Consider the following 24,446-nt stretch of genomic DNA (forward strand, 5'->3'; position numbering starts at 1 on the left):
CTCTCGGCAAAAAGTAAATTCGGGCCCCAAGAACCGCCCGCATAAAATAAGCTCAGGAAGAAAGAGGTGCAAGACGATGGAAAATAAAACGCATCGCGGCAACTACAAAGGCACGACGCGGATGAATGCCCAAAACCAGGACATGGCCTTCGTGAACGACAACGTCGAAGATGCCAAGTCGGTGAATCCGCTTCCCGACAGACGGGCAAGGGACAATAAGTAAGGGGTTCTCCATTGCGGCCATTGCGGCCGGCAGTCCCGACAGCCAATAAAAGGCGGGCCGCCGCTGGCGGCCTTCCCTGCAGCCGAAGCCAAGGAGGTCTAGGTGAGGTAACGGTACAGACTTCGTATGAGGCGGCTTGCCCCGTACCGCCCGGCATTCGGCATTTCTACCTGATACTGAAGGCATAGCTTGAGCACTTTGGCGACGATGGGCAGCTCGTTCTCCGGTTCGCTCTCGGCCTCGCGGCCCCCCGCGAACAAGGAGGACAGCATCCCGTCCGCGACCAGCATCGGTCCGTTCCAATTCCACTGCAGCCACTCCTCGTCCCATTGCACCGTAGAGGCCCCGATTTCCCAGACGACCTGCCGGGAACGCTGGCGATGCGCTTGAATGGTCCGCTCCAATGCCTTCATCCAAAATTCGGCCCGCTCCTCGCGCGATGCGGATCGGGCGAGAGCGAGGCATGCCGCCTGGGCGCATACGGAAGAGATGGCGCCGTCGGCCCAGGGGAATTGTATCCGATCGAGGCGCGGCAGGGCGCAGCCTTGAATCAGTTGCTCCCACTCGTTCTGCCCCAGCCGTTCCTGCCCGGCCAATGCCATGCAGATGGAACGGACCGCCTCCTCCTTCACATCGTCGCGGTATTGGCCGAACGCAAGCGAAGGATTGAACGGCTTATGAAGCCGGCGGCGGCAATCGGCAAGCGCAATGAGCCCGTTCAGCCGGACCCGCTGCGATTCCGCATGCAGAGTGGCGTGAAGCAGCATATCCTCCGCTTCCGGCGCCGCGTCTTGCATCAGATGAATGACATAAATGGCCTGAATCGCCGTCTGCTCGTCTTCATGCAGGAGCGCGGTCCACTCCGCGAACCGGTCACGAAGTGCCGTCAGCCACCGTCCTGCCAACTGTTCCGCTTCCCCCTCCCCCGCTTCGTCCGGGATCCGGGAGTTCGGCGTAACGCCGAACGGAAGCCGGCAGGTCGCCGTCAGACGCAGCACCTGGGCGATGCCGTTCAAAATCGTCGCCTTCGCGACGGATTTGTTCTGCACGGTTAAAATATCGATCAGCGAATGGATCAATCCGCAGACAGCGATATCCATCTCAATGCTCTCGCTGCACAATTGTTCGAATAACGAATGGGCCGCATCAGCCGACTGCTCCCGTGAACCGTTCTCCATCACGTGGAGCAATTCGGGCATATAATCTCCAGAGCCGAACGCATGCAGCCATCCCGCATCATAAGCCGTCCCCATTACTCTCTCCTCCATATGCCTGCCCTTTCTATCGGGGCCGTGGTTTTAATTGCCATTATATCACTTGAGACGCGGGAAGTTACTGAAAAATATCGGAAAATGTCGAAATGAAAAATGCCCGGCAGGCCGCATTCGCTCCAAAAAGAAAACCATTTCCGTTTCAAGTGGCCGATAAGCGGTGAAATCTATACTAGCATGACATTCTCCCCCCTTTTCGAATAGACGGCACGGAACGCCCCCTGGAGCCTTGCGCGGCAGGGGGCGTATCCATTCGCCGCAGCATTCTCCCCATGGTTTCGGATGAAGAAGGCCGGAACGCAGGCATAACGTCAAAGAGATCCAGTCTCCGAGTCGGATATAAAACAAGTCCGGCCAGAATCCTCCGGCCGGACTGTCTTGTTCAGATATATTATTCCGTTACCACAATTTGATAAGCATAGCTCATCGGCGGCAAAGACATGGTCATAATTTGCGCATGAAAGCCGATAATTTTTTGGCCGGCCTTCAGCTCGCTTGCCTTCAGCTCCTTGCCGTCCTTCGTCACGATCGTCGTATCCTTATTGACGGATAACACGATATCGTTGTTGGTGTTCCCGTCGGAATCCGCATCCAGGCGAATCGACGCCTGGCCGTCTTTCGCATTCACATCGAGAATCGTGCCTGTCTGGCGGACCGTCTCTTCCTTGACCACGATGCTGGAGGCATTGCTGATCGGAGGCAGGCTCTTCGTCATCACCCCGCTGTAACGGGCTTCCACCCGGACATTGTTCTTGAGCGCATCGGCTGTAAGCTTGTTGCCCTTTTCATCCTTGATGACCGTCTTGTCGGTAATGTTCAGGATAACCGGATTCTCGCCCAGCAGCTCGATGCGATCCTTACTTGCGTTCACGATGATGCCATCCGTTTTCTTTTCGTTCTTTTGCTCGTCATTGCCATTGCTCGGGCGTTCAACGACGATTTTTTCCGCCGTGCCCTGCGCCGGAATGCTGCGGGTCAGCTTCGGGCCGTACCAAGCGGTCACGGTCCAGCCTTTTTTTACCGCCTGGTGCAGATGCGCCTTTTTGCCGTTCTGATCCACAATCGCGGTCTCCTTCGTCAAGGCCAGCACCACGGTATCTTGCGCATTGTCCTGCACGCCCTCCCCGGTAACCGTGACATAAGCGCCGTTCTTATTGATGCGGATCTCTTCCATTGTGCCTTTCGTGGCGAGCCAATCCTGTTCAATCGGCCGATCAAGATCCTTATTCTTATTGCCTTTTTCAACATGGTCTGCCTGTTGGCTGACGACCTGACCGCTCACCTGATGGCTATTCGCCTTGCTGTTATTCGCTTGGGCCGCCGCAGTCAACGGCAGGGCCGCCATCACCAGCATGCTTACCGTCAATATCATTTTTGTCCATGTGCACTTTTTCATCTGATATTCCTCCCTGTCTGTTCCTGGAAGTTCGGGCCTTCCCCGATGCATATGTTGCGGGGGAATGCCTCGTTCATTGTTACAGACGGGCCCATATCGACAGATGTTGCAGTTCGCCGTCATTTTTTTCTTAGCCATGGATCAGGGAACCGAAGCCGTCACAATATGCCGATAGAAGACAGGAAAATGAGAACGATGAGAATCGGCACTACATACCGCATCATAATTCCCCACACCCGTCCCATAAACGGACGGATCCCGGCTTCCTTCTTGGCGCCGGTCCAGACGAAGCCGATCAGCACCGTCACGAACAAGCCGCTTAGCGGCAGCATTATATTGGAGGTGAGGAAGTCAAGCCAATCGAACAGATTGCGGCCGCCGAGGGTCCAATCCGTCAAGACGCCGCCGGCCGCCAGCGTCGCCGGGAGAGCGATAATATACACCGCACCCATGACCAGCAGCGTCGCCCAACTGCGCTTCAACCGGAACCGCCGGATGATGAAGGCCACCGGAACTTCGATCAGCGACAGGCAGGAAGTAAGCGCCGCGATGGCGAGCAGAATGAAGAACAGCCCCCCGAACCACTCTCCATACGGCATCGAGGCAAAAGCGGCGGGCAGCGCCGCGAAGACAAGGCCGGGCCCCGAATTCGGCTCGATTCCGAACGTGAAGGTGGTCGGGAAGATAATAAGTCCGGCAATGAGCGCGTACACCAGATCCCCGGCCCCCACCGCCAGAGTCGCGGCGGGCAGCGATTGATGCGAATCCACGTATCCGCCATACGTAATCATTGCTCCTATCCCGAGAGAAAGGGAGAAGAAAGCAAGCCCAAGCGCCATCAACGCGGATTGAAAAGTCAATTTTGAAAAATCGGGATACAAAAAGTAGGATATGCCTTCGGCTGCGCCCTCCAGCGTCAATGTCCACACCAGCATAACCACCAAAATGATCAGCAGTCCGGGAATGACGATTTTGTTGAATTTCTCAAGCCCTCCCGAAATGCCGCGGGCAATGATGTAGCCGGTCAACAGAAGCACGGCCAACTGCCACAGCACCGGCCCCCAGCCGGCGGTAAAGGCCGAGAAATGCCCTTCATAATCCGAATCGGCATACAAGACGCCCGTCAGCGATTCGAAGGCATAATGAAGCGTCCATCCCGCAATGGTGCTGTAATACGTTAAAATAAGAAAGGGAGCAAGCACAGCGATAAATCCGATCGCGCCCCAGCCTTTCTTGCCGGACAGCTTGCGGAAGGCCGTGACCGGATCGCCCCTGCCTGCCCGCCCGACAGTCAGCTCTCCCAGCAGAACCGGAAGCCCTACGAGCACAAGGCAGAGGATGAACAGCAGGAAAAAGGCCCCTCCCCCGTTTTGGCCGGTGACATAGGGGAACTTCCACATATTGCCCAGCCCTACCGAGCTGCCGATAGCCGCCAGAATAAACCCGGAAGAGCTGCTGAATTGATCTTTGTTTTTGTCGATGCGACGATAAGTTGCTTTTTGTTGTCTTGACATGCGTACCGATTGCACTCCTTGCTCTGCTCTATTTTTTCTAGGTTACCCGCAAACACCGGTTCACTGCAATACTTATGCCAAAAAAACAAAGGGACTATCCTATAAGAATCTTAAATTTGAAGAGGGACAAGACGGGATTGCGGCCAATTGGGGTGGCGGACAAGACGGGATTGCGGCAACGGCGTAGGCGGAGAAGACGGCAGAGCAATGCGTTAGAAAGGATGTAAGATAGTGAAATCCTGCGTAAACGCAGGATTTATCGCTATTTAAGCCGATATTCGGTGAATTTCCTGCCAAAGCGCATCAATTTTTATTGATTAATGCTTTCCACCATAGCAATGGCTGAAAATCCTGCAGTTTTCAGGCTGTTGAGAAAGAAGTTTTGAGTAGGGAAATGGATATTTCCACCATTCTGAAAACTGCACCATTTCCCTAGACACGCCCATCCGGCAGTCGAAATCCGCAAAACTCCACGATTTCTCCAGACGCTCCTATTCAGTAAGCGAAATCCTGCATAAATACAGCAATTCGATATGGACGACTATTCCAGAAAGGGAATCCTGCAAAATGACAGGAATTTTCCCCGTTTCGCTTCGGCTTGAAGCAAAAGGGCCTAAAATGATGTAGATTTGCAGCAATTCCTCGGGATGTGGACTCATTAAGCCGAAATTCCTGTAAAATAGCAGCAATTTCCTCCGCACGTCCAAGCCCCAGGAGGCAACGATGCTTCGAGCAGGCCGATAATGCTTCCAGCAGGCCGGATAATGCGATGATGCCCCCAGCATCCGACGCGGTCGCTTTGGATCCCGTAAAATCAGGCCATTGAGTAGTCTATGGGGCTTTTTACTTGTGATTGATCTCTTCTCCCGGTAGAGAAAATCGATTTAAAACGCTCTAAGAGCCAAAGTTTGGATGAGGAAAATGGACCATCTCCCCCCCCTCACAAAAAACAGGGGTTTTCCAACAGCCTGAGTTTTGCAGGAATACCTGTAACGGGAGTGCTCGCCATAAGGAAAACTGTATTTCTGCAGCTTTTTCGGCAATTCGGCCGATGAATAGCAAGGGGAAGCAAAATGGGGCAGACAAGCGGACGAAGCAAAAAGAAAAAAGCAAAAAAACAAACAAAGCGGCCGCCCGTCACTTCGAAGCAGAGAAATATTGAACAGCGGGGGTTGTTCGGCAAAACGCGGTACGCGTGTTCAACAGGCCGGGGCTATCTCATGGCAGTGTCACGCTGCTCATGGGACAGCCCCGTTCGGCCCGGCGCCGATCGCCTTAGGCGAAGGGATACCAGAATGTTCCGAATCCCTGGACGCGCGCCGCAATGGCCGCGATCAGCGCCACGGCGCTAACCGCAATAATGATGTAATCCTCCCGCCCCCACACCGTGGCCGAATACCAGGTGCGGCGCGAATGCTTGCCGAAGCCCCTCAAATCCATCGCATTCGAGATCGTCTCGATCCGGTGCAGCGAGGACTGGACGAGCGGTATGGAGATCGATATAAAGTGCTTCAGCCGCTGCGAGAACGAGCCTTCTCCCTTGCCAAATCCGATCCCGCGCGCCTGCATCGCATTCGAGATATTGCGAAATTCCGCCTGCATATCCGGAATGTAGCGGAAGGCGATGCTGAACGCATAGGCGACCTTGTACGGCACGCCCACCCGGTTCAGGCTGCTGGCCAGCCGGGTCGGATGCGTCGTATAGATGAAGAGCACCGTTATCGGCATAAGGGACATATATTTCATCGATAAGGTCAATACGTAGATGACGGTCTCCAACGTCAGCACATTATAGCCGAGATTGGCGATAACCGTCGTCGAACCGGTGACCTCGCTTCCGTAAGCCGGCGTCACGACGAGGGTGAACAGCGAGTTGAACACGTTGAAGACGATCATGAGCCAGACGAGCAGACGGATGCGCCGCCATGGCAGCTTCGCGCTGACGAGCATGACGATGCCCAGCAGAAAGAGCGGCACGAAGACGCGCAGATCCTGGAACAAAAAGACGGCGACCGTCCACACGGCCAGCAGAAGCAGCTTGGCCGCTCCGTCCATCCGGTGGAACAGGGTATTGCGGTCGATGTATAGCATCCCCGCCTTACTCATGATGATTCACCTTCTTCTCATGTGCAATGAAATCGCGCACCAGCATGTCCGGGGCAGCGGCCCCCGTCAGCCGCGCCAGCGCGCCCAGCGACGTCTCCTTCAGATTGGCGCGCGCGATGGCGGCTTCATCCGTGAGCACCGACGCCGTCTCGCCGCAAGCGATGATGGCGCCGTCGCAGAGCACGGCGGCTCGCTCGGTATACTCCAGTGCGAGATGCATGTCATGGGTAATGAACAGGAACGACAGCCCGCTGTCGGCCAGCCTCGCGATAAAGCTCATAAATTCCGTATAATGCTTGTAATCCTGTCCGGCCGTCGGCTCGTCCAGAATCATCAGCCGCGGCTCCAGCGCCAGAATGGAGGCAATCGTGACGCGCTTCTTCTGTCCGTAGCTCAAGGCGGAGATCGGCCATTGCCGGTAGCCGTGCAGGCCGCAGATGCGCAGCGTCTCCTCCACGCGGGACGAGACCTCTTCCTCGCCAAGCCCCCGCACCCGCAGACCGAGCGCGACTTCATCCCAGATCATCGCCTGGGTAATCATATGGTTCGGGTTCTGCATGACATAGCCGATCTGCTGGCCGAGACGGCGAATCGACCAGCTGCGGGTGTCTTCTCCCAGCAAGCGGATCGCGCCGGACGAAGGCTTCGCAATTCCGGTGAGCAGATGGGACAAGGTTGACTTGCCTGCGCCGTTATTGCCCAGCAGGGCCAGCCGTTCTCCTTGCCCGATCGTCAGGCTGACTCCGCGAATGACCTCGCGTTCGCCGTCATAGGAAAAGCGGACATTGTCCATCTCGATCAGCGGTTCACGGTCAGGCAACGGCTTCTCCGCATCGGCGGCGGCGACGAAGGCGGCCAGGCGAGATCGGTATTCCGGATTCGCGCCGGCCTGCGCGAGCGAGGACGGATGATCCTCCGGCTTCAGCTCGCAGCCGGCATATTTGAGCGCGGTCACATACAGCGGTTCGCGCAAGCCGTGCGCGCTCATGACGGAAGAAGCCAGAATCTCGTCGGGGGTTCCCGTCCGGACAATCCGTCCCTCCGCCATGAGCACGATGCGATCGATAGGCTGCTCCAGCACGTCCTCGACGCGATGTTCGATGATGAGAATCGTCTTCCCCGTCTGCTGATGGATGTCCTCGATCAAGGCCATCGCATGCTTGCCGCTGGCCGGATCAAGGTTCGCGAGCGGCTCGTCGAAGAGCAGAACGTCAGCCTCCATCGACAGCACGCCTGCGAGCGATACCCGCTGCTTCTGTCCGCCGGACAGCTCATGCGGGCTGTGCCCGATATGAGGCAGCATATCAACGATCTCCAGAGCGCGGGCCACCTTGGGCTTCATCTCCGCCGCGGGCATGCAATCATTCTCGAACGCGAAGGCGACATCCTCGCCCACCGACAGTCCGATGAACTGGCCGTCCTGATCCTGCAGAATCGTGCCGACGCTGCGGCTGATCTCGAAGATGCTCAGATCGGACGGACGCCGCCCTTGCAGACTGTATTCGCCGCCAATCGTCCCCCCGTACGTAAATGGAATCAGCCCATTGATGCAATGGGCCAATGTGGACTTGCCGGAACCGCTCGGTCCGGCAATCAATATTTTTTCCCCCGGGTAAATGTCCAGAGTGATATGTTTCAGAGTCGGTTCGGACAAGCTGCGATATTGAAAGCTGAAATCCCGAAACGAGATAAGCGGTTCCTTCATGATTTCGATAACTCCTGTCACATGCTGCATGCCAATCCCGGTTCCACCGGAAGAGGCCCCATGGAGGACGTCCAATCCCGCCACGCGCCCCTCCTATGCGGTGGACTCCTTTCGTTTCCAGCAGCTTATTTAAGTACCCGCAAATTCGAATTGCGGCGGTTCAGTCGGATAAGACCAAGCACGGCCGAGACGCCCAGCACCAAGTGAACGGCGATGTTGGCCAAGGTCGAAGCGAAGAATTGGAGCCACATTTTGTCCGGCGCCTCTCCCAGCAAATACACATCCAGGATGCTTGACAGTCCAAAGCCGGCAGCCAGCGCCAGCGAACCGGTGATCGCGAGCGTCCAGATGGCTCCCTTCGTCGAGCGGCCTTCGTTGACATTGAAAGACTTGTTTATGTAGACGAGCCCCATTCCGAATCCGGAAATCGCCGATCCAAGCACCCATGTCCACCAGATCGTGCCGCCGCCCCAAGTCAAATCGGTAATGATATGACCGATGGCCCCGCTCAACAGACCGACGATCGGACCGAACATCGCCCCGAAAATGGTCAGAATCGCAATGGCCGGGCGCAGGCCCGTCTGCGGCACCAGCGGAATCGTAACCGTGCTTAACAGGCCGTATAACGCCGCTCCGATTCCGATGGCAACAACCGTTTTGGTGCTAAAGTTGAACATCGATTGCTTCATGCTTCAACCCTTCTTTCCTGGTTTAATATGTATCGACATTCGCCCGTTCGGCAAACTTAGGAGAGCGATATGCGTAAAATCCGAACGTTTGATTGTGATTCCGATAATAATATAAAGGATATTCCAAGGTAAGGGTACAGTTTTTATTTCCCATAAATGAATGTGACTCACAGTTCTGGCAAGGCGGGCGGAACAAGCTGAGCGAGGTGCTTCATAGGCGCAGGTTGAGAACTCTCCCGGCCCGGTGAGCTGGGAGCATAAAGGAAGCCACAGGCTCGGGGTCTGTGGCCGCTGGATGTGTCCATTATAGCAAAGCTTGCCTAATTTGGCATCAGCCGATTCGTGGCGCGCAGCTCCCGAATGCTTCCCGCTCCGATGCCGAACATGGCGATGCGGAGCTCCAGCTCCACCTGCGCCAGCACCTCGTCCACCGCCTCCTCCGAATCGGCGGCGGCCGCCAGCAGGGAGCGTCCGAAGCCGGCCAGATCTGCGCCAAGCGCCAGCGCCTTCGCCGCATCGACGCCGGTGCCCAGTCCGCCGCTTGCGATCAGCGGGTGCTTAGGCAGCTCCGCCCGGATAAGCCGGACGCTCTCCGCCGTCGGAATGCCCCAGCCGGCGAACGCTTCGGCCGCGCGGCGGCGGATCGCGTCGGCCGAGCGCAGCTTCTCGACCTGGCTCCACGACGTGCCGCCCGCCCCGGCCGCGTCGATGAAGGCGGCGCCGGCATCGGCGAGCTGCCGGGCGGTATCGCCGGCGATTCCCCAGCCGACCTCCTTGATGCCGACCGGAACGTCAAGCAGGCGGCATAATTCCTCAATACGCCGCAGCAAGCCCGCGAAGTTGACGTCTCCTTCCGGCTGGAATACTTCCTGCAGCGCGTTCAGATGGAGAATCAAGCCATCCGCTTCCACCAGTTCCACGGCCCGGCGGCAGTCCTCGATTCCCATCCCCGTGTTCAACTGAACGGCGCCAATATTGGAATAAATCGGCACAGTAGGCGCGATATCCCGGATCCGAAATGTGACCGACAGCCCCGGATTTTCCACCGCCGCCCGTACGGAGCCTACGCCCATCGCCCAGCCCCGCGCCTCCGCCGCCGCGGCCAGCCGGCGGTTAATCGGGGCGGCGAGACTGCTGCCCCCGGTCATCGAGCTGATAAGAAATGGCGTCCGAACCCGCTTGCCGAGCCATTCCGTGGCCAGATCGATCTCCTGGAAATCCAGCTCGGGGAGCGCCTGGTGAAGAAAGCGGTAACGCTCCAGCCCCGTCGTGATCCCGACGCCGTTCACCGCTTCCTCCAAACAAATGCGAATATGCTCCGTCTTGCGCTTCTCGGTTGCTCCTCCAGGAGCCGGCTGCCGATCCTCCATCGTGATCGTGATCCTCCTTCATCCTCTTCCTATATCATGAATGCAACGATTGCACCGGACAAGAATCCCTCCGCTGCCGTTCCTCCATTCGTTGCAGCCTGACGATTTTCAGCATCATTAGCATAGCAAATATGGGCGCTATCGTATACGTTCATCTCCGTCTAAAAAGGGCCTCCGAACCGGAAAGAAGCTCCTTCCGCATCGGAGGCCTTACAGACCTGTGAGCGCGATTCGGCCAAGCCCTGTTCGCGAAGCCGTCCAGCCCGCGGCCCGGCATTCGCCATCACTCGGCCCGAGGGGAATCAGCCGCGCCGGCTCCCGGTTGTTCGCCGAAAATCTCCTTCTTCAGGCGTATGCCCGTCGGCGTTGCCGCCAGGCCGCCAAGCGCTGTCTCCTTCATCGCCATCGGCATGCTCTGTCCGATGCGGAACATGGCCTCGATCACTTCATCGCACGGAATGACGCTTTCCACTCCGGCGAGCGCCATATCGGCCGCCACCATCGCGTTGGACGCCCCCAAGGCGTTGCGCTTCACGCAGGGCACCTCGACCAGCCCGGCGACCGGGTCGCAGACCAGGCCGAGCATATTTTTCAGCGCGATCGCCATCGCGTTCGCCGCCTGCCGCGGCGTTCCTCCAGCCAGCTCGGCAATGGCTGCGGCCGCCATGCCTGCCGCCGATCCGACTTCGGCCTGGCAGCCGCCCGCCGCTCCGCTGATGGATGCATTGTTCGCCACGACAAGACCGAACGCTCCAGCCGTGAACAGAAATTCCACCATCTGCTCCCTTGTCGGGTTGAGCTTCTCTTTGAGCGCGAACAGCGTCCCCGGGACCACCCCCGCTGCGCCGGCCGTCGGCGTCGCGCAGATAAGCCCCATGGCCGCATTCACTTCATTCGTCGCCATCGCCTTGCTGACCGCGTCGAGCAGCGTTCTGCCGCTTAATGCCTTGCCGGAGGCGATATATTGCTGAACCTTCACGGCGTCTCCGCCCGTCAGGCCCGAGTGGGACTTCACGCCGGACAGCCCTCGCGCGACCGCCTGCTCCATCACATCGAGGTTGCGCTCCATTTGGGCAAGGACCGCCTCGCGCGACATTCGCTTCACTTCCATCTCTTGCTCTATCATCACGTGCGCTATTTTGCACGATCGTTCCTCTGCGAGCGCGACCAGCTCAGCCACATTGCGGAACATGCTTCATCACCTCTCCCTTAGATTGGACAGCGCATCAATCTTCCATGCGGAGCACGCGGTTCACGCCGGGAAGTCCGCGAATCTGCTCGAACATCGCTTCATCGATCATTTCGTCGGTTTCAATCACCATCAGCGCCATTTTGCCCTTCTCCTTGCGGCTGACCTCCATATGGCCGATATTGACCCGGGCCTCGCTCAGAATCCGCGTCACCCCCGCAATAACGCCATAGCGGTCATGATTCAATATCAGGATGGCCGGACACTGGCCGGACAGCTTCAGCTTGAAGCCGTTCAGCTCGACAATCTCCACCTTCCCTCCGCCGATGGAGATGCCGGTCACTTCCATATCCTCCTGCTCATCCGACAGGCGGATACGGGCCGTGTTGGGATGCTCCGGCACCGCGTCCTCCGCCGTAATCTCAACCGTCATCCCGGCCTCCTCCGCCAACTGCAGCGACTGGGGGAGCCGGGCGTCATTCGTGTCAAAATCGAGCAGACCGGCCACAAGCGCGACATCCGTCGCATGGCCTTTATAAGTCTCCGCGAAGGAGCCGTACAGGAATATATGAACCTTCTTCGGCTGCCTCCCGAATATGCTGCGGGCCAGGCGGCCAATCTTGGCTGCGCCCGCCGTATGTGAACTGGACGGCCCGACCATAATCGGACCAATGATGTCAAACACGCTGCGATATTTCATCGCGATTCCTCCTTCTACGCGTATCCATGATCGAATCCGGCTCCGCACGTCATACGATAGGATACGCGGCAGGGAGCGCATCCTGTACGGCGAATGGTGAAATGAAAGCACTTTCAGCACCATCCTACCAATCCGGCGGCCGGAAGGCAAGCCTTCTTTCAGGCAATATGTCCTTCTAGACAGGATTTTGGCACAAAAAAGACCGCTTCGCACGAACAAAAGCAGTCCGATTCCTCTTTCCGGCCTCGTTCGCGGGCGGCCTGGCCAGGCCGCCCGCAGCCCGCAGCTTACATCGAAGGACTCCCCGGTTCCGGGACCGCTTCCAGCGGCCGCTCCGGCATGCGGGAAGACCGGGCGTAAGCGTAGGCGGTAAACAAGACCGACAATCCGCCAAATACGAGGACCATATAAGAAAGCCCGATTGTATCGAGCATGAGGCCCGTCGCCAGCAACACCACCTGGAACATGACCCGGTCCAGCATCGTGCGGAACGAGAAGAAGCGCCCGTGGTATTCCTTCGGGATCGTCTTCTGAAAATATGTCGACAGCAACGGGAAGAAGAAGCCCGCCGCGAGACCGAACAAACCGAAACCGAACAGCGCCATCCCGCGAATATCGGCAAAGAACAAAAGCGAATGTCCCAGCGCGCTCAGGAGTGCGAACAGACACAGCAGCTTGATCAGTCCGCCCCTGGCGGAGATGCGCTTCACGAAAAAGGCGGCCGCGATGAAGCTGATTCCTTCGACCGCATACAGCCAACCTTTGATCTGGGTGTCATGATGGATCTCGCTGATGTTGATGACCATCAGATTGAAGCCGCCGATGAACAAGCCCGGGATGAACGACAGCCCAAGCGCCATGACCGCGATCGGCATTCGCTTGAGCATCGGCACGATCTCCTTGAAGCCACCGCCCTTCTTCTTCCCCGGGGAGGCCGCCTTGCCAGAGGGCAAATCCTCCTTCACGTCAAGGAAGAAGGTCGATATAAGCAGCAGCGCATAGCCGGCCAGGGAAGCCGCATAGAGCGACGCCAGGCTCATCGCGGTCAGCATTATGCCGGCCAGCACAGTCCCGATAATTCGGGCGATGGTGGACGCATTCATATGTACGCCGTTCAAGGTCAACAAGTCTTTGTCGGCGACGATGCGCGGAATTACGGATTGAAGCGCAGGGAAATAGAATGCGGCCGATATTTGCAGCGTAATATTGAACAACACCATCCATAATACGGAATCGGCCGCCAGGGCAATAAACATGAAGCAGACGCCTATCATTCGCCCGAGACCGGCGTAGATCAGCACCAGCTTCTTGCGGGACGAATCGATGACTTTTCCGGCGTAGGGGCCGATCAGGACGCCCGCGAGCAAGCCGATGAACAGAATAACCGATTTCATGAAATCCGAAGGCACCTGATGCTGCATAAATTCCAGATTGGCAATAATGGAAGTCCAAAGGCCAAGGCCGGCCACGAACTCGCCGCAGAGCACAATCCATACATTCCGATTCGCCCACATCCGAATCCTCTCCAATTCTATGTCCAGATGGACTAATCATACCATGTTCCCGCCCGCGGCAGGGAATGGGTTACCACGCCGTCCGGCGCCGCATCCCTGCCGCGTCCGGCGGCCGTCCGTTTCGGCTTTTCACGTCAAGCCCAAAAGGCCAGCGGCATTCCTTGCCGATGACCTATTGTGGCATCTGTCCCGTCCCCCCATGCCGAACCCGGCCGAGAGCGAGTCCCGGACGGCTATCCGGCATGCGTGGCGAGCAGATTATTCGCCTGGCATTCGTCCTTCCGTTCGCACCGATCGCCGCACACGCGTCCCTTGCCGCGCGGAACGCACATCGGCGTGCCGAACAAAGGATCATCGCAGATGATGCAATCCATGCAGAACACGTCCCTGACCATCTGCGGCGTAAGCACATCCTCCGGGGCCCCTTGGGCATATACGCCCTTGTCCCGGACGGCGATAATATGGTGGGCATAACGGCAAGCGAGGTTCAAGTCGTGCAGGACCATGACGATGGTGCGTCCTTCCGTCTGGTTCAGCTCATACAGCAAATCGAGAATTTCGATCTGGTGGCTCATATCGAGATAGGTTGTCGGTTCGTCCAACAGAATCACGTCCGTATTCTGGGCGAGCGTCATCGCGATCCAGGCCCGCTGCCGCTGTCCCCCCGACAAGGAATCGACCGGCCGATCGGCGAGGCTCTCCACGCCCGTCACCTGCATGGCGTGGCGGACCAGCCGCTCATCCTCATCCGACCACTGCTTCAGCCACGATTGGTGCGGGTAGCGCCCCTGCTTCACCAATTGCAGCACCGTCAAGCCTTCCGGCGCCGTCGGCCCCTGCGGGAGCATCGCCAGCTTGCGGGCGACCGCCTTCGTGCCGGACCGGTGGATATCCTTGCCGTCGAGCAGGACGGAACCTTGCTCGGGCTTGAGCAGCCGGGCCAACGAGCGGAGCAGGGTCGACTTGCCGCACCCGTTGCTCCCAATCAGTACCGTGATCTGCCCCTCGGGAATGCTCAGTGTGAGATTGTCGATAATCGGCACGTCACCATAGGCCAGTGTCAACGACTTCGTCTGAATCATGGACATGCTCTTCCCCTCCCCCGTTCTCGTAACGCATGCGTCTGCCGTTCGGCATGACAATCAGGCAGAATCTATAATAATGAAAATCGTTCTCAAATATAACTAGCTACATGATGCCACATTCGGCGGAGCTAGTCAATCGCCGGGCGGGCTGCCGCCGCAGCCGGCCGCGGCAGGCGGAGCCGGACCCCGCAACGCAGCCCGGGCTCTTGTTCCAGACCTCCCGCTCTCCGGGTGCCGAGGGAACGGTGGGGTTCCAGACCGGCTGGGTCCCGTATCGGCCTACAGCAGCGGCGAGAACAAGCGGGCCGCCGACTCCAGAAAGCGGGTAACAACTTTTTTGTTGGCAAATTGTTCATCGGATATTTGCACGGCCGATTCCAAATCCTGCTGAAACTCCCGGATCAGCTGTTCCACGCTCTCCGTCCGGATCAGCAGCGCATTCACCTCGAAGTTAAGGTGGAAGCTGCGCATATCCATATTCGCGGTGCCAATCGTCGCCACTTCCCCGTCCACGATGATGAGCTTCGAATGAAGAAAGCCCTTTTCGTATTCATAGATTTGAACGCCGGCCTCCAGCAGGCCCAGGAAATAGGAATGGGAAGCGAGAAAAGGCAGCCATTTATCCGGCTTGCCCGGGAAAAGCAGCTTCACCTCGATGCCGCTCAAAGCCGCTACCCGCAGCGCGGTAAAAATGTCTTCGTCCGGAATGAAATACGGCGTCGCGATCCAGATCGAGCGCCGGGCCGAGGTCAGCATGGCGAAGAACAGATTTTTCATCGTCTTGAATTCCTGATGCGGCCCGCTCGCGATCATCTGCACCGCGCCCGCGGTCGCCTCCACCGGCTCAGGCTGAAGATATTCCGCTCCATAGAGCGTCTCGCCGCTCGTATGGGCCCAGTCCTGCAGGAAAATGATCTGCAGCGTCTGCACCGCCTCCCCCCGCACGATCATGTGCGTATCCCGCCAGAAGCCGTACGTCTTGCTGCGGCTCAAATATTCGTCCCCGACATTGAGGCCGCCGATAAACGCGACATTGCCGTCGACGACCACGATTTTGCGGTGGTTCCGGTAGTTAACCCGATTGGAGAAGATCGGGAACTTCACATTGCCGAACACAGCCACCCGCACCCCGGCGTTTCGGAGCTCCTGCAGGAAGGCTTTGGAGAGGTGCATGCTGCCGACCGCATCGATCATGAACCTGACTTCGACGCCGGCCCGGGCCTTGTCCATCAAAATCTGGGCAATGCGGCTTCCGATGTCGTCATCGCGGTAAATATAATACTCCATATGAATATGATGCTTGGCCTGATTCAACTCCGCCAGCAATGCGCCGAACGTTTCTTCGCCATTGTTCAGGATGCGCGTATCGGACGCCAACGTAATCGGGCTCTTGCTGATGCGGCTGGTCAGGCGCAGCAAGTGGCGCTGATCCGGCGTCATGGCAGCGAGCGCCTGTTCCCGGAGCTCCTTCGGCTCATTCTCAACGAAAGTATAGGTATGCTTGTCCTGCTGCGCCTTTCGGGTGTACCGGCGGCGCTTGCGGTAATTTTGGCCGAACACGAGATAAAAGATGAAGCCGACGACAGGCACCATCGCCAACACCAAGATCCAGGCGACTGTGCTGGAAGGATTCCGGTTCTCCATAAAAATAATGATGCCCAGCGTAACGACCGCGAGCGTCGTCATAATGCTCAGCGCCGTCGTGATGCTATGGCCGATCGTGCCATTTACGTAATAACCGAAAGCGAGTAACAAGATAAGAAATAGACCGACTTGCAGCGCTCTTCTCATGACGAGGCCCCCATTCACGCCATAACGGCGCTCTCTTTCCGTGTATTTTAAAACACAAGGTACGGCATAGCCGCCATTTCTTCTTTTTCCTATTATATTCGACAAGCGCTTCCTTGAATACGGGGATGGCCGCTCCGAAAATCATATAAAAAAAGACCCTTCCGCAGAAAGGTCTTGTGTATCCGAATCGATTCCTTGACCGATGCTCTGTTATCTGTGGCGGTGCACCCTGCGCGACGCCGCTTACGCCGCCTGCCCGGCCCGCTCCTCTTCGCTGGCCATGAATTCCACCAGCAGCCGCCCGATCGCGCGGTAGAGCGGATGATCCGCATGCCGCGCCAAGTCTTCGCCGAAGCGCGGAGCCCAGCGCGTCAAATGGTCCAGCACGAAGCGCCGCTGTCCGTCCATATAACGGTGGTAACGCTCTTCGGTCATGACATTGCCGAGCATTTTGCCAATCAGGACGGCCATGAATTCCAGCTCGATGGCGATATGATCGTCCGGCTCGCCGTTCATCTTCTTGAAGTAAAGGCTGAATTCGGCGTAATGCTGCCGCACAATCTGAGCGTAGCTCTTTGGCAACTTCTGTTCGTTGGCCCGGTACATCGTCTCGCAAGGCGTGACAGGAAGCTGTCCCGAGCTTCCGAATAAGCGGTAATATTCATCGCGCAAGGAAGAGAATACGGCGTACAATTCGCTTACCGACAAATTATCCAACAACGCGCACAGGTCGCGGGCAGCCTCGGAATGGCGGCATAACCGCTTCATCCCTTCATGATTGCGCCATGACATCAAGACATCGAGCGTCGGCATGTGAGCCAGGAAGTCGGCCAGCAATTGATATGCCGCCATCCGCGTCTCCAGCCGTTCAACGGTCTCTTCATTCCACTGTGCCGGTCGATCTGCCGCTAACAACATTGTCCGTCCCCTCCATATGATGATGAATTCCCTTGCTCAACCATATTGTCCCATATCCGGATTTGGAAAGCTGTGACAAAACACAAACATTCCCGCGCTTGAAAGCGCTCTATGTGAATCTTCTGTGAACAGCGGGAAACTCCATGATTTGCGTCACCGATTGGACAAACTTCCGTTCGATCACACGGCTATCAATTTTACCAGATTCAGGTCATCACGCCTACATGTAAAAACTGGAATCCGGCCCTTCCGGATGAAGGACGGCCTCGCCCAGTGTACAATAAGACACAGCAAGCCATGAACGAATAAATCGAGGAGTGTCGATGATGCCTTTGCTATCCGCCTTCAAAAAAGCGAACGCGCTGCTGAACGTCCACGCGACCTCCCTCCATGCCGGGCCGGCCGGGTTCCGCGTGCATTACTGGGGTTTCATGCCGAAGCACTATAACAACTCGGTGCACCGCCATTCCTTTTTTGAAATGTGCTATGTGATGGAGGGGGAAGGGGAATATACCGATGACGGGCAGGATTACATACTTCGCGCCGGCAGCGCTATCTGCTCGCGGCCGGGCGTCTGGCACCAGATCCGCAGCGCGGCGGGCATGGCGCTCCTGTTCGTCGCCTTCGACATCGAGGAGGGCGAGACGCAGGACGACTATGTCCAGGCCTTCCGGCGCCTGGCCGAGGATGCCGTGCCCTGCCTCGCGGATGCGTCCTCCGCCCCCGCAGCCAAGCTGTGGGAGACGCTCCTCGCACTGTCCGAGGGCGGGCAGCTTCTGTATCCGCCAGATATGCTGCGGGCCACCGCTCATGCGCTCCTGTCCTCGATGCTGCCGCTGTTCATGCCGGATGCCTCCGGCCTGCCGGCCGTCCCGGCGCTGGAGGGAGAAGCCCCGCAGCCGGGCAACGAGCTGTTCCGGCGCGCCCGGCTCTATCTCGAAGACAATCTGAATGCTCCGCTGACCCTGGATATCGTCGCCCAGCATCTGCATATTTCCCCGCGCCATCTGTCGCGGCTTTTCATGCAGGAGAGCGGGCAGACCTTCGTCCACTATGTGCAGGAGCGGCGCATCCGGCTGGCCAAGAACCTGCTCCTCTCCTCCGATACCGCGATCAAGGATATCGCCGAGCGGTGCGGCTTCGAGTCCGTCCATTACTTCACGCGCGTCTTTACCCGCAAGCTGGGCGTCTCCCCGGCGCGCTTCCGCCGTTCCGGCTTCGCCGAAGGACGTTCCGGGCCGATGCGTTGAGGCCATGTCCGTTCTGTACAAAAATAAAGCTGCATTGTCCAAATACAGCCCCCCTGACTTTTTCTACAATGGGCTTGAGCCGGGCAGACCTGTTCTGTCCGAGAGTTCACGGCTCAAATGTGTAGAGGGAACGGAGGGCTTTTTGATGTTCGACAAGCTTCCACGCAACCGGATTCATGCGGATATTCCCAGCGGGGGGCACCGCCCCCTGGACTGGCTCCCATCCGGACTGGAGACGGGAATGGACCGGATCGCGGACGCGGTTCTGGCCGCATGCCATGCCGGAAGGAAGGATGTTCTGTACGTTGCGCTTGATGCAACGCATGGCGCGAATGTGCAAGCCGTCGCCTCCCGGCTGACGGACCGGCTGGAACAGGAGCAGATTCGGGCTCATGTCTATTCCACGGAAGATTATTTATACGGCGGCAGCGAGCTGCGCCGCCGCTTCGACCGCTATATTACGGACAATCGCGCCTTCGGCTATATGGCCAGCGACGTGGCGTTCACCGATTATTTCCGCTCAGACGCTGCCGCATGCTGGGCAGCCGAGGCGAAGCAGGATACCGCCGCGAAGCCGGGGGCCAGGCAGGTGGTCCTGATATGCGGCCCCGGCGCGCTGTGGCTCGGCGGCGATCGGATCGGGCTGTCGTTCTATTGCGACGTATCCCGGGAATACCAACAGCGGGAGCACCGCCGGTCACTGCGCAATCTCGGCTTCTCCTGGAACCGCGATCATACGGAGAAGTATAAAATTTGCCTCTTCCTCGAGTGGCCGGCCTGGGAGACGTACCGGAAGCAGCATCTCGGCCGCTTCGACTATTATGTCGATCTGAACCGGCCCGCGAAGCCGGTCATCACGACGGTCGCAGCCTTGCGAAGAATGGCGGCGGAAGCGGCGGGACAGCCGTTCCGCGTCAAGCCGTTCTTCGCGCCGGGCGTATGGGGCGGACAGTATTTGAAGGAGCTGTGCGATCTGCCTCCGGAATGGGTCAACTGCGCCTGGAGCTTCGAGCCGATCGCCCCCGAGAACACGCTGCTGCTGGAATACCGGGACGAGACGATCGAGGTGCCGTTCACGCTGCTGCTCGGGTATGAGCATCAGGCTGTCATGGGCGATCGCATCGTCGGGCTGTTCGGGGACTATTTCCCGGTCCGGTTCGACTATCTGGATACGATCGGCGGCAGCCATCTGTCCTGCCAGGTCCATCCGAAGCAGGCGTATATCGAAGGCGTGTTCAACGAGCGGATGACGCAGCAGGAATCATACTACATTATGGAGCGCCGGAACGATGCCAAAGTCTATCTGGGCTTGACCGACGGCACGACGCCGAAGCAGTTCCTCGGCGCGGTGCGCGAGGCTCAGGACACGGGCGTGCCGCTGCCCTTCGAATCGTACGTCAAGGAATACGATTCGGCGAAGGGCGCGCTGTATCTTATCCCGCCGGGAACGGTTCACTGCTCGGGCAAAGACAATCTCGTGCTCGAAATCTCGTCGACGACCTGGTGGTTCACCTTCAAAATCTATGATTATTTGCGCCAGGATCTGGACGGGAAGCCGCGTCCGATCAATATCGATCATGCCGCGCGGAACATCAATGCCGGCTTGACGGAAGAGGAGGTCCGGCACCGGCTCATCCCGGAGCCGCTGCTCATCGGGCGCCAAGGCGGGAACGAGGAATATCTGCTCGGCGAGCATGAGGACGTGCTGTTCAGCGTGAAGCGGGTTCATCTGATTGACCGCTGGGAGGACGACACGAACGGCGAGTTCGTCATGGTTAACCTGGTCGAGGGCGAACGGGTGCGCCTCGTGCCGCTGGCCGATCCCTCGAAGGCGGTGGAATTCGGCTACGCCGAAAGCTATATCGTGCCGGCCAGCGTCGGCGCCTACCGGCTGGAGAACGCCGGGAGCGCGCTATGCAAGCTCGTGAAGGCGGGCGTGGCGTCCCATTGGCAGACGCCGCTGCTGCCGCACGGCTGGCCGGCCGGCGCGGAGGCGTAGGCCGTGGGCGCCCCGGAGCGGCCGGAAGGCCGCCGCAGCCCCGGGCGGGGCGCTGCCGCGCCGCCGAAGGCGGTCACGCTGGCGCTCGATGCCGGCGGGACGGCCCTGAAGGGGGCGGTCGTCGCCGGCGGGCGCCTCGTGCCCGGCCTGGCCGGCCAGTGGCCGTCTCGTGCCGACGGCGAGCCGGACGCCATCGTGGCCGGCTTCGCCGCAGCCTGCGGCGAGCTGCTGGCCGCCTATGCGGCCTATACGGCCGCCGGGCCGGAAGCCCCCGCAGCCGGAGCGCCGCTGCGCATCGGCTTCGCCTTCCCCGGCCCGTTCGACTATGCCGCCGGCGTCGCGCGCCTGCAGGGCCTCGGCAAGTACGAGCGCCTCTACGGCGTGAACGTGCGCGTGGCGCTGTGGGCCGAGTTCGCCCGCCAGGCCATGCGCGGGATTCCGCACGCGGCTGAACTCGCCCGGGCGGACATCCGCTTCGCGAACGATGCGCTGCTGTTCGCGCTCGGGCTCGGCCGCCGCTATCCGGGCGAACGCTTGCTGTGCTTGACGCTCGGCACCGGCCTCGGATCGGCCTTCATCGAGGCCGGGCAGCCCTTCGCGGGCCGGGACGGCGTGCCGCCAGGCGGCCTGCTGTACGCGGAACCGTACCGCGGACAGCCTGCGGACGGCCAATTCGGCCGCCGCGGCATTTTGCGGCTCGCCGACGAGCTTGGCGCGGGCGCTGCTGGCGGCGACGTGCATGATCTCGCCGCGGCCGCGTATAGCGGCGATCCCGGAGCGGCCGCGGTCTTCGCGGCATACGGAAGGCGGCTCAGCGAGTTCCTCGAGCCGTATGTCCCGGCCTTCCGTCCCCGCCGCCTCATCCTCGGCGGCCAGATCGCGAAGAGCGCCAGCTTGTTCCTCGAGCCGCTGGAAGCGCTGTTGCGAAGCGTCGGCGGCTTCGCGGAGACGAGCGATCGCGTGATGGAGCATACGTATGAAGGCATTGACGCTTTATTCGACGGAACAAGGAGCAAGACGTAAGACGTTACCTGCTAACGCCGTGACTATACAGCGGCAGGCCCGCTGCGGCTGCATGCGCCGAGCACTTGCTCCGAGGGGGCCGCTTCGCTCCAGATGCGGTCCATGCTGCGAACCAGTCAACGGACAAAGTTTTAGACCACCGGGAAAGGATGATAAATTTGAGCCGACAGATTCAACAGGCAGACACGCCGGCGCCGAAGCGGGCATGGACCATCTGCGCCATCCATCATTCGCATACCGATATCGGGTATACGGACCGACAAGAGAAAATTGAACAGTATCACGTCGATTTTATCCGCCAAGCGCTTCGCATCATTGCCCAGGCCAAGGATGGCAGCCGCCCGGAATATGACGGCTTCCGCTGGACATGCGAGACGTTCTGGGCCGTTGAGCGGTTCCTGGAGAGCGCCGCGCCGGAAGAGCGGGAGCAGTTCGCGGAAGCGGTGCGCAGCGGCCATATCGAGCTCTCCGGGACCTACTTGAATATGACGGAGCTGCCCGACTATTCGCTGCTGCGCCATATTCATGGCAAAGCCCCTTCCTATGCGGCTTCCATCGGCCATGCCGTTGATTCTGCCATGACCGCGGATATTAACGGCTACGGCTGGGGCTACGCCCGAAGCCTGCTTGAGAACGGCATCAAGCATCTGTTCAGTTGCGTCCATACCCACCACGGCATGTTCCCGCTGGGCCGCAAGCAGACGCCCTTCTGGTGGGAAGCTTCCTCGGGAGAACGGCTGCTCGTCTGGAACGGGGAGCACTATATGTTCGGCAACGAGCTCGGCCTGTGCCCGGGCGCGCTCGGCAAATATATCATCCGGGACGAATTCGATCACCGGCTCATTGACGAGCAGCATGATGATATCGCCCGCATCCGTCTCCATCGTTATGTATGCAAGCTGGAAGAGGAGGGCTATCCGTTCGACTTCGTCCCGGTCATGCTGTCCGGTCTTGGCACGGACAACGGAGCGCCGAACGGACGAATCATGGAGTTCATCCGTCAATGGAACGAACAATACGGGGAATCAATCCGGATCGAGATGACCAGCTTGCACGACTTTTTCGCCCGCCTCAAACGCGAGGATATAAGCCAGCTGCCCGTCCATCGCGGGGATTGGCCCGACTGGTGGTCGGACGGCGTCGCATCCACCGCCATGCATACGCAAATTTTCCGGGATGCCCAGCGCGTGCTGCGACAAGCGGAGCAGCTTGATCCGGACCGGAGCGTGCTCACGGAAGCGGATAGGGACGCAGCCCTGCAGCCTTTGGTGATGTATGCGGAGCATACGTGGGGGTATCACTCCTCCATAGCCGAGCCATGGCATCCGAACGTGCAGCTGCTGGAGGTACGGAAGCTTGCTTATGCCGCGGAGGCAAGCCGCTGCGCTTATCAAGCTCTGGATAAAGTGCTCAGCGCCCAGGGTGCGGCCACGCTCTTCCCGGAACGGCCGCTTCGCTACCGCATCGTCAACCCGGCACCCGTCGCATCGATGCAGCTGGTGACCTTGCCGCTGGACGGATGGGAGCCCGCCCTGCTCGCCAACGGATTCGATGTCATCTGTGAAGCGACCGAACAGAAGCTGGCTTGGCAGCAGCCGCATCCGCAGGCCATCGTCGTGGAGGTCGCATTGGAAGCCGAAGAGGCTTGCCTTCTTCGGATTCAACCCCGGACGGAAAAGGGTACGGCTGCCGGAGTCATGACGTCCAGCACCCGGTTGATCGGGAGCGACCGCGTGTATGATATGGAAGACATGCGCCCGGACGCGCCTGGGCATGGGCCGATTTCGATGACGGAGCATGGCGTTGAATCGCCATTTTGCCGCATCGAATGGCAGGAGGATCGGGGCATCGCGTCGTGGCGCAATCGGTTGACCGGACAAGAGCTGCTGAATCCTGATTCTCCGTACGGAGCATTTACGCCCATCTACGAAGTGACTCCGGCGGAAGATCCGACGAGTCCCCATCAAGTATGGTCGGTGCGCAGCCGAATGGGCCGCAACCGCAAAGGGATGGGCGTCAGGCGCTCCGCCGGCCGCCTCGTCCAGGTCAGAGCGTTGGAGAACGGACCGCTGTACGCCACTCTGGAGCTGCAGTACAAGGCGGACGGCATGAGCTATTACAGCCTCTTTCTGAAGGTCTATGCCACGTTGAACCGGGTCGATGTCTCCGTCCGGCTTCACAAAGACAGCGTCTGGCAGCCGGAGAACGTCTATGTCGCCCTGCCGTTCACGAATGGCGATTCGTCCGAAGATACCCTGTATGCCGACAAGGCGGGCGAGCTGATTCGACCGTGGACAGATCAGCTGCCGGGAACGTGCCTGGATTATACTTGCGTTCAGCACGGGCTCGCCTGGGTCAACGAGTCGACCGGCGCTCTCCTGCTGGCCATGCCGGATACGCCGCTGGTACAGCTGGGTCCGATCGAGTATGGACGGCGACTTGTTCATACCCAGCAGCCAGCGGACGCGAAGCCGCAGACGTATTCCTGGCTGATGACGAACTACTGGGAGACGAACTTCAAGGCAACGCTCGGCGGATTCTATGAGTTCCGCTACCTGGTGGCAGCCGGCGATTCGATCGGCGCAGCAGACATAGGACATGAGCTCCAGGCGCTCAATGACGGACTCATTGTCTCCCGCATGAAGCAATCGACATAGACACCTATGAACAGAACGCTCTCCAAGGGCAGTCCGGATGCACTCG

General features: G+C 59.0%; 18 protein-coding genes. 5 read left to right on the top strand and 13 right to left on the bottom strand.

Translation table 11 applies throughout. The features are described 5' to 3' along the window. The first annotated feature begins 76 nt into the window (after positions 1 to 76). Positions 77 to 223, top strand: coding sequence for a hypothetical protein (locus L6439_RS26155; RefSeq protein WP_168182704.1), 147 nt, complete (start codon positions 77 to 79; stop codon positions 221 to 223). Positions 224 to 321: 98 nt separating this feature from the next. Here L6439_RS26155 and L6439_RS26160 read toward each other — a convergent pair whose 3' ends face one another. The 13 genes from L6439_RS26160 to L6439_RS26220 form a co-directional block, all read right to left on the bottom strand. Continuing rightward, on the bottom strand, positions 322 to 1,476 hold the full coding sequence (locus L6439_RS26160) for a hypothetical protein (RefSeq protein WP_213469860.1): 1,155 nt from the start codon (positions 1,474 to 1,476) through the stop codon (positions 322 to 324). A gap of 409 nt (positions 1,477 to 1,885) precedes the next feature. Further along, entirely contained in the window at positions 1,886 to 2,890 is a 1,005-nt protein-coding gene (locus L6439_RS26165; protein ID WP_213469859.1) for a hypothetical protein, read from the bottom strand. Positions 2,891 to 3,048: 158 nt separating this feature from the next. Then, complete coding sequence (locus L6439_RS26170; protein ID WP_168182701.1) at positions 3,049 to 4,404, bottom strand: sodium-dependent transporter; 1,356 nt, start codon at positions 4,402 to 4,404, stop codon at positions 3,049 to 3,051. Positions 4,405 to 5,679: 1,275 nt separating this feature from the next. Next, the gene (locus tag L6439_RS26175; RefSeq protein WP_168183025.1) at positions 5,680 to 6,510 is read right to left on the bottom strand and encodes an energy-coupling factor transporter transmembrane component T family protein; all 831 of its coding nucleotides are present in this window, start codon (positions 6,508 to 6,510) and stop codon (positions 5,680 to 5,682) included. Beyond that, complete coding sequence (locus tag L6439_RS26180; protein ID WP_213469950.1) at positions 6,503 to 8,215, bottom strand: ABC transporter ATP-binding protein; 1,713 nt, start codon at positions 8,213 to 8,215, stop codon at positions 6,503 to 6,505. Before L6439_RS26180 ends, L6439_RS26175 begins: the two co-directional genes overlap by 8 nt. A 125-nt stretch (positions 8,216 to 8,340) precedes the next feature. Beyond that, on the bottom strand, positions 8,341 to 8,904 hold the full coding sequence (locus tag L6439_RS26185) for an ECF-type riboflavin transporter substrate-binding protein (protein ID WP_168183024.1): 564 nt from the start codon (positions 8,902 to 8,904) through the stop codon (positions 8,341 to 8,343). Positions 8,905 to 9,224: 320 nt separating this feature from the next. Beyond that, entirely contained in the window at positions 9,225 to 10,274 is a 1,050-nt protein-coding gene (gene fni, locus L6439_RS26190; protein ID WP_213469858.1) for a type 2 isopentenyl-diphosphate Delta-isomerase, read from the bottom strand. 283 nt (positions 10,275 to 10,557) lie between these two features. Further along, positions 10,558 to 11,466: an L-serine ammonia-lyase, iron-sulfur-dependent, subunit alpha gene (gene sdaAA, locus L6439_RS26195; protein WP_213469857.1), complete on the bottom strand. Its 909-nt coding sequence runs from the start codon at positions 11,464 to 11,466 to the stop codon at positions 10,558 to 10,560. A 34-nt stretch (positions 11,467 to 11,500) separates the two neighbouring features. Then, a complete protein-coding gene (gene sdaAB, locus L6439_RS26200) occupies positions 11,501 to 12,163 on the bottom strand; it encodes an L-serine ammonia-lyase, iron-sulfur-dependent subunit beta (RefSeq protein WP_168183021.1) in 663 nt (220 codons plus the stop codon). Positions 12,164 to 12,450: 287 nt separating this feature from the next. Continuing rightward, positions 12,451 to 13,677 (bottom strand): MFS transporter, encoded by a 1,227-nt coding sequence (locus tag L6439_RS26205; protein ID WP_213469856.1) that lies wholly within the window; start codon positions 13,675 to 13,677, stop codon positions 12,451 to 12,453. Between the two features lie 233 nt (positions 13,678 to 13,910). Then, complete coding sequence (locus L6439_RS26210) at positions 13,911 to 14,765, bottom strand: ABC transporter ATP-binding protein (RefSeq protein ID WP_168183019.1); 855 nt, start codon at positions 14,763 to 14,765, stop codon at positions 13,911 to 13,913. A gap of 276 nt (positions 14,766 to 15,041) precedes the next feature. Next, positions 15,042 to 16,553: a cardiolipin synthase gene (gene cls, locus L6439_RS26215; RefSeq protein WP_168183018.1), complete on the bottom strand. Its 1,512-nt coding sequence runs from the start codon at positions 16,551 to 16,553 to the stop codon at positions 15,042 to 15,044. Between the two features lie 243 nt (positions 16,554 to 16,796). Then, complete coding sequence (locus L6439_RS26220) at positions 16,797 to 17,471, bottom strand: TorD/DmsD family molecular chaperone (protein WP_213469855.1); 675 nt, start codon at positions 17,469 to 17,471, stop codon at positions 16,797 to 16,799. 323 nt (positions 17,472 to 17,794) lie between these two features. On the opposite strand from L6439_RS26220, the gene L6439_RS26225 reads away from it, so the two are divergent. From L6439_RS26225 to L6439_RS26240, 4 genes are all read left to right on the top strand, one after another. Beyond that, positions 17,795 to 18,721 carry an AraC family transcriptional regulator gene (locus L6439_RS26225; RefSeq protein ID WP_237096655.1) on the top strand — a complete coding sequence of 309 codons (927 nt, stop codon included), beginning with the start codon at positions 17,795 to 17,797 and terminating at the stop codon, positions 18,719 to 18,721. A gap of 145 nt (positions 18,722 to 18,866) precedes the next feature. After that, complete coding sequence (locus tag L6439_RS26230) at positions 18,867 to 20,720, top strand: class I mannose-6-phosphate isomerase (RefSeq protein ID WP_213469853.1); 1,854 nt, start codon at positions 18,867 to 18,869, stop codon at positions 20,718 to 20,720. Positions 20,721 to 20,723: 3 nt separating this feature from the next. Continuing rightward, positions 20,724 to 21,743: an ROK family protein gene (locus L6439_RS26235; protein ID WP_213469852.1), complete on the top strand. Its 1,020-nt coding sequence runs from the start codon at positions 20,724 to 20,726 to the stop codon at positions 21,741 to 21,743. A gap of 149 nt (positions 21,744 to 21,892) precedes the next feature. Further along, the gene (locus L6439_RS26240; RefSeq protein ID WP_237096656.1) at positions 21,893 to 24,400 is read left to right on the top strand and encodes a glycoside hydrolase family 38 N-terminal domain-containing protein; all 2,508 of its coding nucleotides are present in this window, start codon (positions 21,893 to 21,895) and stop codon (positions 24,398 to 24,400) included. The last annotated feature ends 46 nt before the right edge of the window (positions 24,401 to 24,446 follow it).

This window comes from Paenibacillus dendritiformis (genome assembly GCF_021654795.1).
Classification (GTDB): domain Bacteria; phylum Bacillota; class Bacilli; order Paenibacillales; family Paenibacillaceae; genus Paenibacillus_B.